Here is a 15286-nt window from a genome sequence, read left to right as displayed (position 1 = left end):
AGACCCATCCCCATGAGCACGACCTCCTCCACCCTCGAGATCGCCGGCCGCGCGGGCCGGCTGCACGTGCACCACTGGCCGTGCGAGAACCCCCGCTACGTCCTGCTGCTGTCGCACGGCTACGGCGAGCACGCCGGCCGCTACGAGCACGTCGCGCAGGCGCTCGTGGCGCACGGGGCCGACGTGTACGCCCCCGACCATCACGGTCACGGGCTCAGCGAGGGCGACCGGGCGCTGCTGACCGACTTCGACGCCGTGCAGGTCGCGGACCTCGACGCGGTCGCCGACCTCGCCGTGGCCGCGAACCCCGGCCTGCCGCTCGTGCTGCTCGGGCACTCGATGGGCGGGCTGATCGCGACCCGCTACGCGCAGCTGCACGGTGAGCGCCTGCGCGGCCTGATCCTCTCCGGTCCCGCGCTCGGGGCGGAGAACCCGATGTTCGGGCTGCTCGAGCTCGACCCGATCCCGGACGTGCCGCTGGACCCCGCCGTCCTCTCGCGCGACCCGGCGGTCGGGGAGGCGTACGCCGCCGACACGCTCGTCTACCACGGCCCGTTCCAGCGCCCGACGCTCGAGGCGTTCCTGGCGAGCGCGAAGGCGATCGAGGCGGGCCCGGGGTTCGGGGACCTGCCGCTGCTGTACGTGCACGGCACCGAGGACCAGCTCGTGCCCTACCCGCTCGCCCGGGCCGTCGTCGAGCGGCTGCAGGGGCCCGACAGCGAGCACCACGCCTACGAGGGCGCGATGCACGAGGTGCTCAACGAGACGAACAAGGACGAGGTCATCGCCGCGGTGACGGCGTTCGTCGACCGCGTTCTGTGAGCTGCGTCACGGCGCGGGGCTCAAGCCCCGCGCCGATCGTCCGATGCCAGGGGTGAGGCGTACCCTCTGAAGACCCGCCATGTGGAACCCCGCCAGCATCCGTCACGCCGCCCTCACGCTCGTCCTCGCGGGCGTCCCGCTCGTGGGCGCGATCATCGCGTTCTCGTACGCGGTGCGGCTGCTCGACGACGCGCCGATCGGCGGCCTGCTGCTCGGCGCCGGGGTGCTGCTCGTCCTGGCGGGCTGGGCGCGCGGCCTGTGGCGCGCGGTCGGGGTCGCCCCGTCGCTGCTGACCCCGGACTGGGACCAGTTCGAGCGGCTGCGGCGCGAGTGGGAGAACCGCCCGGCCTGACGCCGGGCGCCGCGCCTCAGCGCACGCCCGCGGGCGTCGCGGCCCGGTCCGCCGGGAGCGTCAGCCGCACGAGCAGGCCGCCGGTAGCCGACGCCTCGAGCGTCACCTCGCCGCCCTCCTGCTCGACGAGCCGCCGCACGATCGCCAGCCCCAGGCCGGACCCGGGACGCTCGTCGGCGCCCGGCCCGCGCCAGAACCGGTCGAACGCCCGCTCCCGGTCGGCGGGCCGCAGCCCGGGCCCGTCGTCCTCGACGGTCACGACCACCCGTCCGGCCTCCGCGCGCGCCCGGACGACGACCTCGCCGGCCCCGACCCCGAGCGCGTTGTCGACGAGGTTGTCGAGCACCTGCTCGAGGCTCGCCGCACGGCCCCGGACCACGAGACCCGGGGCCAGCTCGGTGACGACGCGGGCGTGCGTGGACTGCGCGCGCTCGTCCCAGCCCGGCCGGCGCTCGTGCACGAGCGCGTCGAGGTCGACCGGCACCGCACGGGTGGGCGAGTCCTCGGCCCGGGCGAGCAGCAGCATCGCGTCGATCAGGCGGGCCATGCGGTCGATCTCCTCGGTCGCGCGGTCGAGGTCCTCGCGCGTGTCGAGGTCCTCGACCGTCTCGGCGGCGGAGTCGACCCACAGCCGGATCGCGGCGAGCGGCGTGCGCAGCTGGTGCGAGGCGTCGGCCACGAACGTGCGCTGGAGGCCGAGCAGCTCGTCGAGGCGACGGGTCGTGTCGTTCAGCGTCGTCGCCAGCTGGACGACCTCGGGCGGGCCGGTCTCGCCCGCGCGGGCGGAGAAGTCCCCGGCGCCGACCCGGGCGGCGACCTCGCGCAGGTCGCGCAGCGGCCGGGTCAGGCGGCGGGCGAGGCGGACCCCGACGATCCCGCCGAGCAGGATGACGACCGCGGCGATCGCCCCGCGCAGCGTCCAGATCGAGGCGAGCTGCTCCTCGCGCTCGGCGTCGGACTCGACCACGCGCACGACGCCGACGACGCGGCCGGCGTCGTCGCGCGCCGGGACGGTGATCGCGATGCCGTCCTCGCCGAGCTCCGGCCGGTCGCCGCGCTCGACGACCTCCTCCCCCGCGAGGGCGGACAGCGCGCTCGCCCCGCCGGGGCGCGGCAGCCCGCCGATCGGCGCGCCGTCGCGAGCGACCGCGGACACGCGCCCGCCGGACTCCGCCTCGATCTCCGCGGCGAGCCGGCGGACGGCGGGGACGCTCACCTCGGGCGCCCCGACCAGCGCGGCGAGGCCGCGGGCGTCGCGCTCGACGCGCGCCTGCTGCTGCTCGCCGAGCTGCTGCACGAGCGTGATCGCGACGGGGATGGTGAACGCGATCAGCGCCAGCGCGACGAGCGCGACGTACGAGGTGACGAGCCGGCGGACCACGGTGGGTCAGGCCCCGCGCGCCAGGCGGTACCCGACCCCGCGGACCGCCTCGATGCGGACCGCGTCGCCGAGCTTGCGGCGCAGCGTGCCGACGTGGACGTTCAGCGTGCGGGTCGAGCCGAACCACTCGCGGTCCCAGACGTCGGACATGAGCGTCTCGCGCGTGATCAGCGCGCCCGGGTCGGACGCGAGCGCGACGAGCAGGTCGTGCTCGCGCGGGGACAGGGCGACCTCGTCGCCGTCGACGAGCACGCGCCGCGCGCGACGGTCGATCGTCATCCGCCCGAGCACCTGCGGGTCCGGGACGGCGGCCGCCTCGTCGGGGGCGCCGACGGCGACCGCGACTGGCGCGGACGGCTGCGACGGGGCCGCGACCCGGCGCAGCACCGCGCGCATGCGCGCGACGAGCTCGCGCAGGCCGAACGGCTTGGCGAGGTAGTCGTCGGCGCCGAGCTCCAGCCCGACGACGCGGTCGGTCTCGTCCCCGCGGGCGGTGATGACGATGATCGGCACCGCCGACCGGGTGCGCAGGGCGCGGCAGACGTCGAGCCCGTCCACGTCCGGCAGGCCCAGGTCCAGCAGGACGATGTCGTGGTCGGGGTGCTCCGGGACGGCGGCGCCCGTCGCGACGGCCTCGACCTCGAAGCCGTACCGGGACAGGCCCTTCACGAGCCCGGCGGCGATCGACCGGTCGTCCTCGACGAGCAGCACCCGGGTGAGCGGCGCGGTGGTCACACCCGTGCATACGCCGAACCGCCGTCGATGGATCGCCGACGCGCCAATCGAAGGGGCGTTGCCCGAACGCTGACCGAGCCCTGCACGGCCCCTGCACGAGCGCTGCCAGGCCCCCCGTCACCGTCGTCGGACAGCTGTTCCCCCCTCACCAAGGAGCTTCCGGATGTCCGACATCACCCGCCGATCCCTCATCACCCGCGGCTCCGCCGTCGCGGCCGGTGCCGTCGCCGGCGGCGGCCTGCTCGCCACGCCCGCCTCCGCGTCGGAGAAGACCAGCGGCCTGACGCCCGGCCAGGCGCTCGCCCGGCTGCGTGCCGGCAACCGCCGCTACGTCGCCAGCCGCGCCGCGGGCCCGAACCGCTCGCGCGGTCGCCGCGTCGCGCAGGCCGAGGGCCAGACGCCGTTCGCGAGCATCCTGTCCTGCTCGGACTCCCGCGTCCCGCCGGAGCTCGTCTTCGACCGCGGCCTGGGTGACCTGTTCATCGTCCGGCTCGCCGGCAACGTCACCTCGCCCGAGGGCGTCGGCTCGCTGGAGTTCGCCGCCGAGGAGTTCGGCGTGCCGCTGATCGTCGTCATGGGCCACGAGGCCTGCGGCGCCGTCAAGGCGACCAAGACCGCGCTGGAGGACCCGAACTTCAAGGCGTCCGAGAACGTCGGGGCGCTCGCGAAGTCGATCGCCCCGTCGGTCGAGGCGGCGAAGAAGGCGGGCGCGAAGGACATCGTCGAGTCGGCGATCAACTTCAACGCCAAGCGCCAGGCCCGCATCCTGCGCCAGAACCCGGTCCTCGCCCCGCGGATCGCCGACGGCCGCCTCGCGATCGTCTCCGCCCGCTACGACCTGGAGACCGGGCGCGTCAGCTTCCTGTAGCCCGGAGGTTCCCTCGGCCGGTCGTCCGGCTCCGGCGCCCGCGATACTGGGTGCCATGACCGGACGACCTGCCGACCAGGCCGTCGACGACGTCACCCGCTGGCTCGGGATGCGCCTCCCGGCGAGCGGCGTCACCGAGCTCGACGTCCGTCCCGCGCTGTTCAACCCGGCAGGCCTGGTCTCCGGGCCGGTCACGATGGCGCTGATCGACTACGCGATGGCCACCGCGCTGTGGGCGCACGTCACCGAGGACGAGGACATCGCGACCACGAACATCTCGGTGAACTACCTGCGGTCCGCGCGCGAGGGTCGCATCCGCGCGACCGCGACGATGGACCGCCGCACCGCCCGGGCGGCCTCCCTGCGCGCCGAGGTCCTGCACGAGGACGGCACGCTGATGGCGACCGCGGTCGGCACCTTCGCGATCTTCGCCCGCCGCGGGCACTGAGCCGCGGGCCTGCCCCCAACGGGGGACGAAGGTCCCGCTCCGGGCCGATGCGACGGCCGTCACCGTCCGCCTACCGTGCTCGGTGGCCGGGGATGTCACAGCCGTCCGCGGTGCAAGGACCGGAGCGGACCCGCTCCAGCAGCACCCTCCCTCATCCCACGGGCGTGGTGGCGGCCAGCCGGTCGCCACCCCGTCCTGGGACCCGGACGGGCGCCTCGTCCGTACCCTGTTCGTGGTGCCCGTCCCGCTCGTCGCCGCGCTCAGCTTCCTCCTCGGCTTCGGGGTCGCCGACCTCACCGGCGTGCGCCCGCTCGGCGGGCTCGTGCTCGTCGCCGGCGGGGTGTGGTGCGCGCGCCAGGTGCGCCCGGTCGCCGGCACCGCGCGGACCGTGGTCTTGCTGCTCGTCGCGCTGGCCCTGTTCGTCGTCTCGCACCCGCTCGGGCACGAGATCGGCTCGTGGGCGGCCGTCCTCGTGGTCTCCGCGCTCGTCGCGCTGGCCGCCGCCGTGCTCGGCGGGCCCCCGCGCGGGCGCGCCTCCCGCGCCGCCGCGTAGGCTGCGCCCATGAGCTCTCCCCAGGTCGCCCTCGTCACCGGCGCGGCGAGCGGTCTCGGCCGCGCCGTCGCCACCGCGCTCGCCGCCCGCGGCGCCCAGGTCATGTGCGCCGACGTCGACGAGGCCGGCGGCCAGGCGGTCGCCGAGGAGCTCGGCGGCACGTTCGTGCGCTGCGACGTGCGCTCCCTGGAGGAGAACCGCGCCGCGGTCGCCGCCACCGAGGCGACCTACGGAGGACTCGACCTGCTCTACGCCAACGCGGGCGTCTCCAGCGGCATCGGCCTCGGCGAGGAGTTCGACGAGGAGCGCTACCGCCACGTGATGGGGGTCAACCTCGACGGCGTCGTGTTCGGCATCCACGCCGCGCTGCCGGCGTTCGAGCGCCGCGGCGGCGGGGCGATCGTCGCCACCGCCTCGCTGGCCGGGCTCACCGCCGTGCCGCTCGACCCGCTGTACGCGGCCAACAAGCACGCGGTCGTGGGCCTGGTCCGCTCCCTCGCGGCGATGAAGGAGCAGCGCGGCGTGCGGATCAACGCGGTCTGCCCCGGGTTCAGCGAGTCGAAGATCATCGCCCCGTTCCGCGAGGCGCTCGTCGCCCAGGGGCTGCCGATCATCCCCGCCGAGCAGGTCGCCGACACCGTCCTCGCGCTGTTCGACGGCGACATGAGCGGCGAGTGCTGGTTCGTGCAGGCCGGGCGCGAGAGCCAGCCGTTCGGCTTCCGCAACATCCCCGGGCCGCGCGCCTGACGGACCGTGCGCCCGCCGTCGCGGGCGTTTGTCGCAGGAGCCCAACTCCACCCCGGGCCGGGGTGGGAACCGCCCTACCGCCGTGCGCGACGCGCGGACTAGGGTCGGGTCCCCGAGTACGTCCCAGGAGGAGAGATGGCAGAGCTGGAGGGCAAGAGAGCCGTGATCACCGGCGCCGCGACCGGGCTCGGTCGCGCGATCGCGGAGCTGTTCGTGGAGCGCGGCGCGTCCGTGTACCTCACGGACATCAACGAGGAGGGCGTCGCCGAGACGGCCAGGGAGCTCGGCGCCGTCGGCTCCAGCCGCTGCGACGTCTCCTCGGCCGCCGACCAGGAGGCGCAGTTCGCGGCCGCCCAGGAGGCCTTCGACGGCGGGTTCAACCTCGTCGTCAACAACGCGGGCATCGAGATCGCGTCGATCCTGGTCGAGCAGTCCGAGGAGGACTTCGACCGGATGATGGACATCAACGTCAAGGGCGTCTGGCTGGGCATGAAGCACGCCACCCCGCACCTCGTCGCCGGTGGCGGCGGGACGATCGTGAACATGTCCTCGGTCGCCGGGGTCGGCGGCGCGCCGCTGCTCGGCAGCTACTGCGCGTCGAAGGCCGCGGTCATCCAGCTCACCCGCGTCGCCGCCTTCGAGCTGCGGGCGCACAACATCCGCATCAACGCGGTCTGCCCGGCGTTCATCGACACCGCCATGGTCGACCGCCTGGTCGCGCCCGTCGAGGCGCTCACCGGCATGGACTTCGAGGAGCTCGCGGCGATGAAGCAGGGCCGTCGCGGCACCCCGGCCGAGGTCGCCGAGATGACCGCGTTCCTCGCGTCCGACGACGCGGCGTGGACCACCGGGTCGCACTACGTCCTCGACAACGCTCTGACTGCGGGGTTGCTCTAAATGGGTCAGCTGGACAGCAAGGTCGCCATCGTCACCGGTGCCGGACAGGGCATCGGCAAGGCCGTCGCGGAGGCCCTCGCGGCCGAGGGCGCCACGGTCGTCGTGTCGGACGTCAACGCCGACGCGGCCCAGGCCGTCTCCTCCGCGCTGGGCGGCGGCTCCGCGTTCGCGGCGGACGCCAGCAGCGAGGAGGACGTCCAGGCGCTCGTGCAGCACGCGGTCGACACGCACGGCAGGCTCGACATCGCGGTCGCCAACGCGGGCATCGCGCATACCGCGCCGCTGGTCGCGCAGTCGCTGGCGGACTGGCGCAAGGTCACGGCCATCAACCTCGACGGCGTGTTCCTCGTGACGCGCTACGCCGGTCCGGTCATCGCCGGCGGGGGTGGCGGCACGATCGTCAACATCGCGTCGATCACCGCGCAGGCGGCGCTGCCGCTCACCGGCAGCTACGCGGCGTCGAAGGCCGCCGTGGTGTCGCTGACGCAGACCGCGGCGGTCGAGCTCCGTGACGCGGGCGTCCGCGTCAACGCGATCTGCCCGGGCTTCATCGACACCCAGCTCGTCCAGGACCGCAAGGCGGACTTCGAGGCGCTCGGGCTGCCGATGCCGTTCGACGACCTCATCGCCGCCAAGCAGGGCCGCTACGGCACGGCCGAGGAGGTCGGCAAGCTCGCCGTGTTCCTCGCGGGCCCCCGGTCGAGCTTCAGCTCCGGCTCGGCCTACGTCCTCGACGGCGGCGCGCGCGCCTCCGTCCTGTAGCTCCCTCAGGCGACCGCTCGGGCCGGTGTCCGCGTGCTGCGCGGCGCCGGCCCGACGTCGTCGTGGGCCGCCTCAGGCGGTTGCGAGCTGCTCGGCCAGCCGCCGCATCGCGGTCTCGTTGGTCCGGCGGATGACCGCGCGCGCGACCGGGGCGGTGAGCCGGTCGACGAACGGGGTGACGATCCACCGGTACTCGAAGGCGATCCGCGTGCCGCCGTCCGGCAGCTCCTGGAGCCGGTAGGTGCCCTCCGCGGTCCGTCCGGCCCGGTGGGCGATGTTGCGCTCGACGATCAGCTCGGGCGCTCGGACCTCGGTGACCTCGATGTCGACGACGTCGCGGACGCCGAGCGCCTTGACGTGCACGCGGGCGCGCGCGCCGACGCCGCGCGTCGGACCACTGCGCTGCCAGTCGCGCAGCAGGTGGTCGGTGAACGCCTCGTGGTTGGCGAGCACGTCGAGGTGGTCGTAGACGGCCTCGCGTCCCTGGGGGACGTCGATGGAGACGGTGACAGGCTCGGGCATGATGTACCAGATGGTACACTCTTCTCGTGCCCGGCCCGCGCGAGAAGCTCCTCGACGCCGCGATCGCGTTCGTCGCCGACCGCGGCCTCACCGACCTCTCGCTCCGCGCCCTGGCCGCGGAGCTCGGGACGAGCCACCGCATGCTGATCCACCACTTCGGCTCCAAGGACGGGCTGTGGGTCGCGATCGTGCAGGAGGTCGAACGGCGCCAGCTCGCCGCGATCGACGACCTCTCGGTCGACCCGACGCTGTCGTTCGCCGACGCGCAGCGTGCCTGGTGGGCGCACATCTCGGACCCGTCGCTGTGGCCCAGCGAGCGGCTGTTCTTCGAGGTCTACGCCCAGGCGCTTCGGGGACGACCGCCCACCGGGGCGTTCCTCCCCGGCGCGGTCGACTCGTGGCTGGAGCCGACCGCGCGGCTCGCCGAGGCCCTCGGCCTCCCCCCGCGCAGGCGCGGGCGTTCGCACGGGCGGGCCTGGCGCTGACCCGCGGGCTGCTGCTCGACCTGCTCGCCACCGGCGACCGCGCCGGCGTCGACGCCGCCATGGAGGACTGGATCGCCCTCAACGCCCCGCGATTCGCCTGAGCCCGGACCGCGACGTCGCGCAAGCGTCGTTGCCGCGGTCGACACTCCTTCCGCCCGCGCCTACGGTGCAACGCACCATGCGAGCGGAGCAGTTCGACGACTACGTGACCGCCCTCGCCCGCGGCCTGCGGGCCTCGGGCGTGGAGTTCCTCCTGCTGGAGGACGACGACATCGACTCGATCACGGTCGTGCCCGGCCCCTCGCGCCGCAACCTCGACCGGCTCGTCCGCGCGCTCCAGCGCATGAACGCGACCGGCCGCGTCCCCGGCGAGCGCGAGACGCTCCCGGTCGACTACGACCACCTGCTGCGCTGCGGCCCGTCGCGCTGGCCGATGCGCGTGGACGGCGCCGACACCGACATCATGGTCGTCGACGTCGCCGACGGCCGCTACGGCCGCTACTACGAGTCCTCGCGGCGGGTGGAGATCGAGCCCGGCCTCGCCGTGGACGTCGTGCCCGACGCCCCGATCATGACCCCGCGCCGCGCCGACGCGACCGACGTGCTCCCCGAGCTCTCGACGATGAGCCAGCGTGAGCGCGACATGCAGCGCCTCAAGCGCCGTGCCGCCGCCGCGAAGGCCGAGCGGCGCGCCGCTCGCAGCGGGCGCATCGCCCCCGTGCCGGTCCTCAGCGGCCCGCGCACGTTCGCGAACCTCCGCCGCCCGCACTGAGCCGGCGCGCGACCCCCCAAGGAGACCCCGTGTCGACACGCATCACCCAGGTCATCGAGACGCTCGAGGCCGAGCGCGCCCAGCTGGCGTCCGAGATCGCCGAGCTGCAGGGCCGGCTGGAGTACGTGGAGGTGCAGCTGCGCAGCTTCCGTGACCACGCCGCCCAGCTGCCGGTCGCCGACGCGCCCGCCTCCCCGTCCCCGGAGAAGGCCCGGCACACCAAGCGCGTCGAGAAGGCGTCACGGGCCCGCAAGCGGCGCGCGGAGATCAAGCCGCTGCGCCGCGACCTCGTCGCCGAGGTGGTCGCGTTCCTGCGCGCGCACCCGGGCTCGACCGCCGGGGACATCGCGCGCGGCCTCGACGTCAGCGCCAGCACCGTCTCGGCGAAGATCAAGCACCTGACCCAGGTCGGGCAGGTCGTCAAGGCCCAGCGCGGCTACGCGCTGCCGCCCGAGGCCGAGGCCGAGGGCGGGACGGAGACCGCGACCGACTGACCGCGGTCCCGTCCGCTCCGGCGGGACCTAGCGCCGGCCGCGGCTGACGCGCACCGCGACGGCGGCGGTCGTCCGCCGCCCCGCCGCGACGCTCAGGCCGACGACCCGGCCCGTGCGGACGGTGCGGGACCGCACGCGGCGGGTGGCGGCGATTCGGCACCCCGCCCGCGTCAGGGCCCGACGCGCCGCGGTCAGGGTCGTGCCGCGCTTCACGCGCGGGACCGTGCATGCGCGCGCGGGCGCCGGGGTCGGAGTGGGCGTGACCGCGGGAGCGGGGGTCGCGGTCACCGGGGCGGGCGGCGTGGCGAAGGTCAGGTCGGGTCCGGTGGCCGTTCCGGCGGTGTTCGTGGCGACGAGCCGCGCGTGGTAGGTCGTCCCGGCCGTCAGGCCGGCGATCGTCTCGGCGACGTCGCGGGCAGGGTCGAGCGTCGCGGCCGTGCGCTCCGGCGTCCTGCTCCCGTAGGCGGCGGTCGGGCCGTACTCGAAGCGGTACGTCGTCGCCGAGCCGCGCGGGTCGACGCGACTGCGCAGGCCCGCCCCGGTCTGGGTGACCGCCTCGGCCGTCGCCGCGTCGGCGACCGGCGCCAGCGGCCGCTCGAAGGCGCCGATGTCCGTCGCCGGCCCGATCGACCGGGCGACCCCCTGCAGGTCCAGCAGGCCGTTGGCGGGCTCCGTCACGCCCGCGTCGACCATCGCCGATCCGGGCGCCGGCAGGTAGTCACCGCCGTAGGTGGGCGCGGCTGCCGTGTTGCCGGCTCCGCCGAGGGCGTAGCCGCCGCCGGCCAGGCTGATGTCGTCGGCCACCGTGAAGGAGCGCACGACGCCGGCGGTCGCGGTGTCCTGGACGACGCGGATGTCGTGGTTGGGACTGTCGGCGACGGCGTTCACCAGCCGCAGGGTCGTCGGGCGCGTCGCGACCGAGAACACCGAGATGGCGTTGCCGAAGTTGTCGTTGCCGGCCGGCACCGGCGTCGTGACGACCGCGGTGACGTTGCGGGCGGTCGGCGCGTTCGGGCCGCTGAGGGTTCCCGAAGCCGACAGCGCGTTCGCGTACTGGCCGGTCGCGACGCAGAGCGCGTCCGCCAGTACCGCGTTGCCCTGCAGCTGACAGGCGCTCGAGCCACCGGTCCCGACGACGCGCACGTCGACGCGTGTCGCGGTCGTGTCGCCGCTCAGCAGCAGGCCGCGGTGGTTCGCGGTGGACAGCTGACGGATCGTGAGGTCGCTGACGGCTCCGCCCGCCATCGTGATCGCGACCGGATCGACCGCCGTCGAGATGATCGTCGCCCGGCGCCCCGGGCCTGCCCCGTGCACGTGCACGTCGAGCGCGGTCGGCTGGATCGACGTGGTCAGGGGCGAGGCGGTGCTGCCGTAGGTCCCGGTGCCGAGGTCGACGTCGTCCCCGCTCGTCGCGCCGCTCACCGCGGTCGTCAACGAGCACGGGGCGGCCTGCGTGCAGGCCGTGCCGGCGCCGTCCGGCGCCGCGTGGCGGGTCGCGGCGGCCGCCGAGGCGGGGAGCAGGGCCGTGCCCGCCGCGGCGAGCAGGAGGGTGGAGCGCAGGGTCATGCCCGCCCAACTGCCGACGGACCCGGAAGTTACGCGGCGCTCAGCGACGGATCGTCGGCCGCCGCCGGCGCCCCGGCCGGGTCGGGGAGCATGCCGGCCGGCACGTGGTCGGGCAGGTCGCTGCCGTCGTGGGCGCCGGGCTGCTGCCACCAGTGCTCGCCGCGCCGGTGGCGCAGCGCGTAGGAGCAGCGTCCCTGGGCGTTGGTGGCGTACCAGACGGCGTGGACCGTCCACGGCAGCACGGGCATCCAGAAGCGGGGCGGCACCGGGTTCATCGGCTCCGCGGCACCGCTCCAGTCGAGGTCCGCGCACACGTACCCCTCGCCGTCGGCGTACGACAGCGATCCCAGCGAGGTGCCCTGCGCGTCGCAGATCTGCGTCTCGCCGAGCGTGATCGTCGGCCAGTCGATCCACGACGCGAACGGGGTCTTCATCGTGATGTCGCCGACGTGCGAGGGCATGACGCACGGCACGCCGACGACGCGCGCCATGCGACCGGGCGTCTCGCGTGCGAGCTCGACCATCGTCGCGTGCTCGCGATTCCAGAACCACGGCCGGGTCGCCTTCCACGAGGGGGAACGACGGGAAGCACATCCCGCCCGCGACGATCCGCACGCGACCCCGGAGGCGGGCCGCGGTACGGCTGCGGAGCCACTCGAACCCGTTCGCGACACCCACGGGTCCAAGCGCGGTGTCGACGATTCCCGGGTCGGTGCCGGCCGAGTAGTAGGCGTTCTCCCACATGGACGGCTGGTCCTTGTCGTGGAAGTGCACGGAGCCGTCCGGCTCGCAGACCGCGTACGTGCCCCGGGCGTGCGCGCCGCGCACCGCCAGGTAGCCGCCGCCGATCGTGCAGCCGTGCTCGCGCGCGAGGCGCCGGTAGGTCGCGAGCGTCGGGCCGACGAGCGGCTCGGTGACGTCGCGCATGACGGGGTGGGCGATGTTGGGAGCGTTGGCGCTCTCCGGGAGGAACAGCATGTCGGGGTCGTGCTCGCGCACGGCCTGCCCGACGATGTCCTCGATGTGGCGCAGGTTGCGCGCGACCTCGCCGCGCTCCACGCGCAGCTGGACGGCGACGACGCGTCGGGTCTCGCTCATGCCGCCACCCGCTCGGCGCCGGCGGGGACGGACTCCCCGATGTCGAGCGGATCGACCGCGACGGCGGCGGGGGCGGCGGCGGGCGCCGCGCCCGTCGCGCGGGCGGGCCGTCGCGGCGGCCACTGCCAGTCGGTGCGCTCGCTGCGCGACTGGCGGGTGCTGCGGAAGCGCGGGAAGAGCTCCTCCCGCCAGATGCCGGCGTCGATCCGCAGCTCCTCGACGGCCTCGCGGAGGATCGCGCGCCGGTCGGCCCCGCGGCGGAGCATCGCGCGCGTGGCGAAGCGCGCCCCCACGAGCGGGTTGAGGACCCGATGGGGGGACTGGATGCGGTCGAACATGTGCAGCAGCCGCGGCGGGTCGGCGCCGTCCCAGGCCGCGAGGACCTCGCGGTGCAGCGGGCTGACGTCGAAGATCCGCGACTCGCGGTTGCCCCAGTGGTAGGTGGCCATGCACTCGCGGTCGCGGCGCTCCTCGACCGCGCGCAGCGCGGCGTCGAGCGCGGCGGGGTCCTCGAGGACCGGGGCGGCGGCCTCGCCCCAGAGGCGGCCGAAGCGCATCGCGTCGCGCATGCCCTGCCCGATGATCGGATCCTTGAAGTGGCCGGCGTCGCCGGCCAGGCACCAGCCCGGGCCGGAGGAGCGGCGGAAGAACGCGGGGTTCTCCGCGGTGGAGCGGAGCTTCGTGAAGTTCGTCGCGCCGCCGAGCCGCTCGCGCACGGCGGGGTTCTCGTCGAGCATCCGCTCCCACATGCCCATCGGGTCCTTGCGCCAGGCGGGGATGTCCTCGCGCGGACCCATGAAGAGGCAGAGGACACGGTCGTCGGGGCAGGGGAAGATGAGCGCGTGGGTGGCGCCCTGGCGCAGCTGGATGAGCCGCTCCCGCCAGACGGTTCCGACCTGCGGGTCGTCCATGTAGAAGAAGGCGCAGGCGCGGTTGTTGTCCGAACCGCGGTAGGGCCGCTCGCTGCCGACCATGCGCGCGACGCTCGACCGGCGGCCGTCGGCGCCGACGAGCAGCGAGCAGGACACCGCGTACTCCTCGCCGTCGGGGCCGCGGAGCACCGCGCCGGTGACCCGGCCGCCCGCCCAGACCAGCCGCTCGCACGAGGTCCGCTCGCGCAGCTCGGCGCCGGCGTCGATCGCGGTGCGCACCAGCGCGTCGTCGAAGTGCGGGCGCGGCACGCAGATGCCGTAGTCGATCCCGTCGACCGACGCGAACCGCTCCAGGCAGCGCACGCCGTCGGCCTGCACCATGCCGTGCGTGGCCTTCGGCGGGTCGCACGCCATGACGCGCTCGAGCGCACCGAGCTTGTCGATCTCCGCGACGGCGCTCGGGAAGTTCACGTGCGTGGACAGCGTGTCGGAGGGGAACGCGGTGCGGTCGACGAGCAGGACGCGGCGTCCGGCGCGCGCCAGGGCGATGGCGGCGGCCGAGCCCGCGCACCGCGCACCGACGACGAGCGCGTCGTAGTGGGGCGAGGAGGTCACGGGACGACCGTAGGCGGCGGGCGCGTGCGCGCCATCACCACTCGGGGGACACTCTTGCCCCCTCCGGGGTGAAGTTGCCGTCGCGGTCGATCGGTCAGCCGCCCGGGACGGCGGCCGCGACGACGCCGAGCGCGGCGATCGCCAGGCAGCCCGAGGCGATGGCGCGGGCCCGGTGCGGCGCGAACCGTCCGTCGCGTCCGGCGCGCAGCACGGCGGCCGCGTCGAGCGCGTCGACCCCTGCGCCGAGGAGGAACGCGCGCGAGGCGGTCCCGGGGCCGAGCGCCCCGGCGGCGATCGCGCCGACCACGAGCTCGCGCGAGCCGAACAGGCGCAGCAGGTAGTCGCCGTCGGGGTTGTCCGCGGGCGTGGTCCCGACCGCGCGGGCGACGGTGGCGGGCGCGCCGAGGGCGAGGACGCCGGCGGCGAGGCGGCCACCGGCGAGCGCGGCGCGGAGTCCGGAGATCGGCGTCATGCCGGGGGTACGGGGCGCGGGCGTGCTGCGGGCCACCGGGCGGGGACGTCAGCGGATCCGGGGGAGCGGCACGCGGTCGTCGACCGCACCGTCGGGCCCGCGCAGGGCGCCCGTCGCGAGGCCCTCGCGCAGGAGCCAGCGGGCGAGCTCGAGCGTCTCGGTGATCTCGGCGTCGGAGAGGCGCAGCCCGTCGGGCTGCAGCCGCAGGCCGATCACGCCGTTCCACGCGCCCCAGAGGTAGCGGGCCAGTCGGGCGCTGTCGACGGGCCGGGCCTCGCCGGCCGCGATCGCTGCGTCGATGTTCTGCGCGAACCGCTCCAGCAGGCCGCCGACCTGGTCGCGGATGCGGGCCTCGAGCGCGTCGTCGTCGGTGAGCCCGGCGACCCCGGGCGCGCGGAAGGCGAGGAACTGGAAGGCGCCGGGGTGCTCCTGGTGGAAGCGCAGGTACGCGTCGCCGCCGGCCAGGACGCGCTGCAGCGGGGTGAAGGACGGGTCCTCGCTGCGGAGCATGTACTCGCCGAACAGGACGAGCGAGCGCTCGACGAGGGTCAGGTACAGGCCGCGCTTGTTCTCGAAGTGCGTGTAGATCGAGCCGACCGAGACGTCGGCGCGTTCGGCGATCTCCTCGATGCGGGCGGGCTCGTAGCCGTCGCGGCGGAAGACCTCCTCGGCCGCGTCCATGATCGCCGTGCGCGTGCGTGCGCGCCGGCGCTCGCCGCGGGCGGCCGCGGAGGTGTCGAGCGTGTCGGCCATCGCGCCCCACCCTACCGTCTCTGCAAGTCCGTTCACGAAATGAACGGACTTGCAAAACACTCCGGGACGTGG

19 protein-coding genes and 1 pseudogene are annotated in these 15286 nt (G+C 75.0%); 11 read left to right on the top strand and 9 right to left on the bottom strand.

Translation table 11 applies throughout. The features are described 5' to 3' along the window. Window positions 1–12 precede the first annotated feature (12 nt). Complete coding sequence (locus GKE82_RS17175) at window positions 13–822, top strand: alpha/beta hydrolase (protein ID WP_154734135.1); 810 nt, start codon at window positions 13–15, stop codon at window positions 820–822. Window positions 823–901: 79 nt separating this feature from the next. Then, window positions 902–1174 (top strand): hypothetical protein, encoded by a 273-nt coding sequence (locus GKE82_RS17170; protein WP_154734134.1) that lies wholly within the window; start codon window positions 902–904, stop codon window positions 1172–1174. 16 nt (window positions 1175–1190) lie between these two features. Here GKE82_RS17170 and GKE82_RS30905 read toward each other — a convergent pair whose 3' ends face one another. Next, on the bottom strand, window positions 1191–2555 hold the full coding sequence (locus tag GKE82_RS30905) for a HAMP domain-containing sensor histidine kinase (RefSeq protein WP_154734133.1): 1365 nt from the start codon (window positions 2553–2555) through the stop codon (window positions 1191–1193). A 6-nt stretch (window positions 2556–2561) separates the two neighbouring features. Then, window positions 2562–3290 (bottom strand): response regulator transcription factor, encoded by a 729-nt coding sequence (locus GKE82_RS17160; protein WP_309233672.1) that lies wholly within the window; start codon window positions 3288–3290, stop codon window positions 2562–2564. A 163-nt stretch (window positions 3291–3453) separates the two neighbouring features. On the opposite strand from GKE82_RS17160, the gene GKE82_RS17155 reads away from it, so the two are divergent. The 6 genes from GKE82_RS17155 (at window position 3454) to GKE82_RS17130 (ending at window position 7565) form a co-directional block, all read left to right on the top strand. Further along, a complete protein-coding gene (locus GKE82_RS17155) occupies window positions 3454–4158 on the top strand; it encodes a carbonic anhydrase (RefSeq protein WP_154734132.1) in 705 nt (234 codons plus the stop codon). A gap of 55 nt (window positions 4159–4213) precedes the next feature. Further along, the gene (locus GKE82_RS17150) at window positions 4214–4606 is read left to right on the top strand and encodes a PaaI family thioesterase (protein WP_107568268.1); all 393 of its coding nucleotides are present in this window, start codon (window positions 4214–4216) and stop codon (window positions 4604–4606) included. Between the two features lie 235 nt (window positions 4607–4841). After that, window positions 4842–5159 carry a hypothetical protein gene (locus GKE82_RS17145; protein ID WP_230316202.1) on the top strand — a complete coding sequence of 106 codons (318 nt, stop codon included), beginning with the start codon at window positions 4842–4844 and terminating at the stop codon, window positions 5157–5159. A gap of 9 nt (window positions 5160–5168) precedes the next feature. After that, window positions 5169–5906 (top strand): SDR family NAD(P)-dependent oxidoreductase, encoded by a 738-nt coding sequence (locus GKE82_RS17140; RefSeq protein ID WP_107568267.1) that lies wholly within the window; start codon window positions 5169–5171, stop codon window positions 5904–5906. Window positions 5907–6041: 135 nt separating this feature from the next. Continuing rightward, the gene (locus GKE82_RS17135) at window positions 6042–6803 is read left to right on the top strand and encodes an SDR family NAD(P)-dependent oxidoreductase (RefSeq protein WP_154734131.1); all 762 of its coding nucleotides are present in this window, start codon (window positions 6042–6044) and stop codon (window positions 6801–6803) included. Continuing rightward, entirely contained in the window at window positions 6804–7565 is a 762-nt protein-coding gene (locus tag GKE82_RS17130) for an SDR family NAD(P)-dependent oxidoreductase (protein WP_154734130.1), read from the top strand. Window positions 7566–7637: 72 nt separating this feature from the next. Here GKE82_RS17130 and GKE82_RS17125 read toward each other — a convergent pair whose 3' ends face one another. Further along, a complete protein-coding gene (locus GKE82_RS17125; RefSeq protein WP_154734129.1) occupies window positions 7638–8087 on the bottom strand; it encodes an SRPBCC family protein in 450 nt (149 codons plus the stop codon). 26 nt (window positions 8088–8113) lie between these two features. Between GKE82_RS17125 and GKE82_RS17120 the strand changes: the two genes are divergently transcribed. The 3 genes from GKE82_RS17120 to GKE82_RS30900 all read left to right on the top strand — a co-directional run bounded on the left by GKE82_RS17120 (window position 8114) and on the right by GKE82_RS30900 (window position 9838). Then, window positions 8114–8572 (top strand): TetR/AcrR family transcriptional regulator, encoded by a 459-nt coding sequence (locus GKE82_RS17120; protein WP_309233671.1) that lies wholly within the window; start codon window positions 8114–8116, stop codon window positions 8570–8572. 178 nt (window positions 8573–8750) lie between these two features. Beyond that, window positions 8751–9344, top strand: a complete 594-nt coding sequence (locus tag GKE82_RS17115; protein WP_154734128.1) for a hypothetical protein — start codon at window positions 8751–8753, stop codon at window positions 9342–9344. 29 nt (window positions 9345–9373) lie between these two features. Further along, window positions 9374–9838 (top strand): helix-turn-helix domain-containing protein, encoded by a 465-nt coding sequence (locus GKE82_RS30900; protein ID WP_196189279.1) that lies wholly within the window; start codon window positions 9374–9376, stop codon window positions 9836–9838. A 27-nt stretch (window positions 9839–9865) separates the two neighbouring features. Here GKE82_RS30900 and GKE82_RS28785 read toward each other — a convergent pair whose 3' ends face one another. From GKE82_RS28785 to GKE82_RS17090, 6 genes and pseudogenes are all read right to left on the bottom strand, one after another. Next, entirely contained in the window at window positions 9866–11404 is a 1539-nt protein-coding gene (locus GKE82_RS28785; protein WP_230316201.1) for a choice-of-anchor Q domain-containing protein, read from the bottom strand. 29 nt (window positions 11405–11433) lie between these two features. Continuing rightward, entirely contained in the window at window positions 11434–11928 is a 495-nt protein-coding gene (locus GKE82_RS28780) for a hypothetical protein (RefSeq protein WP_230316200.1), read from the bottom strand. 199 nt (window positions 11929–12127) lie between these two features. Then, window positions 12128–12502: pseudogene (locus GKE82_RS31560) on the bottom strand (nitrilase-related carbon-nitrogen hydrolase); the annotation flags it as partial. Continuing rightward, entirely contained in the window at window positions 12499–13989 is a 1491-nt protein-coding gene (locus tag GKE82_RS17100) for an FAD-dependent monooxygenase (protein WP_154734125.1), read from the bottom strand. The pseudogene GKE82_RS31560 and the gene GKE82_RS17100, both read right to left, overlap by 4 nt. A gap of 94 nt (window positions 13990–14083) precedes the next feature. Then, window positions 14084–14461, bottom strand: a complete 378-nt coding sequence (locus tag GKE82_RS17095; RefSeq protein WP_154734124.1) for a hypothetical protein — start codon at window positions 14459–14461, stop codon at window positions 14084–14086. Between the two features lie 48 nt (window positions 14462–14509). Then, complete coding sequence (locus tag GKE82_RS17090; protein ID WP_154734123.1) at window positions 14510–15214, bottom strand: TetR/AcrR family transcriptional regulator; 705 nt, start codon at window positions 15212–15214, stop codon at window positions 14510–14512. Between the last annotated feature and the right edge of the window lie 72 nt (window positions 15215–15286).

This window comes from Conexibacter sp. W3-3-2, from assembly GCF_009707605.1.
GTDB classification, from domain to species: Bacteria; Actinomycetota; Thermoleophilia; order Solirubrobacterales; family Solirubrobacteraceae; genus Paraconexibacter; species Paraconexibacter algicola.
The sequence above is the reverse complement of the archived record's forward strand: the minus strand, read 5'-3'. Positions and strand labels throughout refer to the sequence as shown.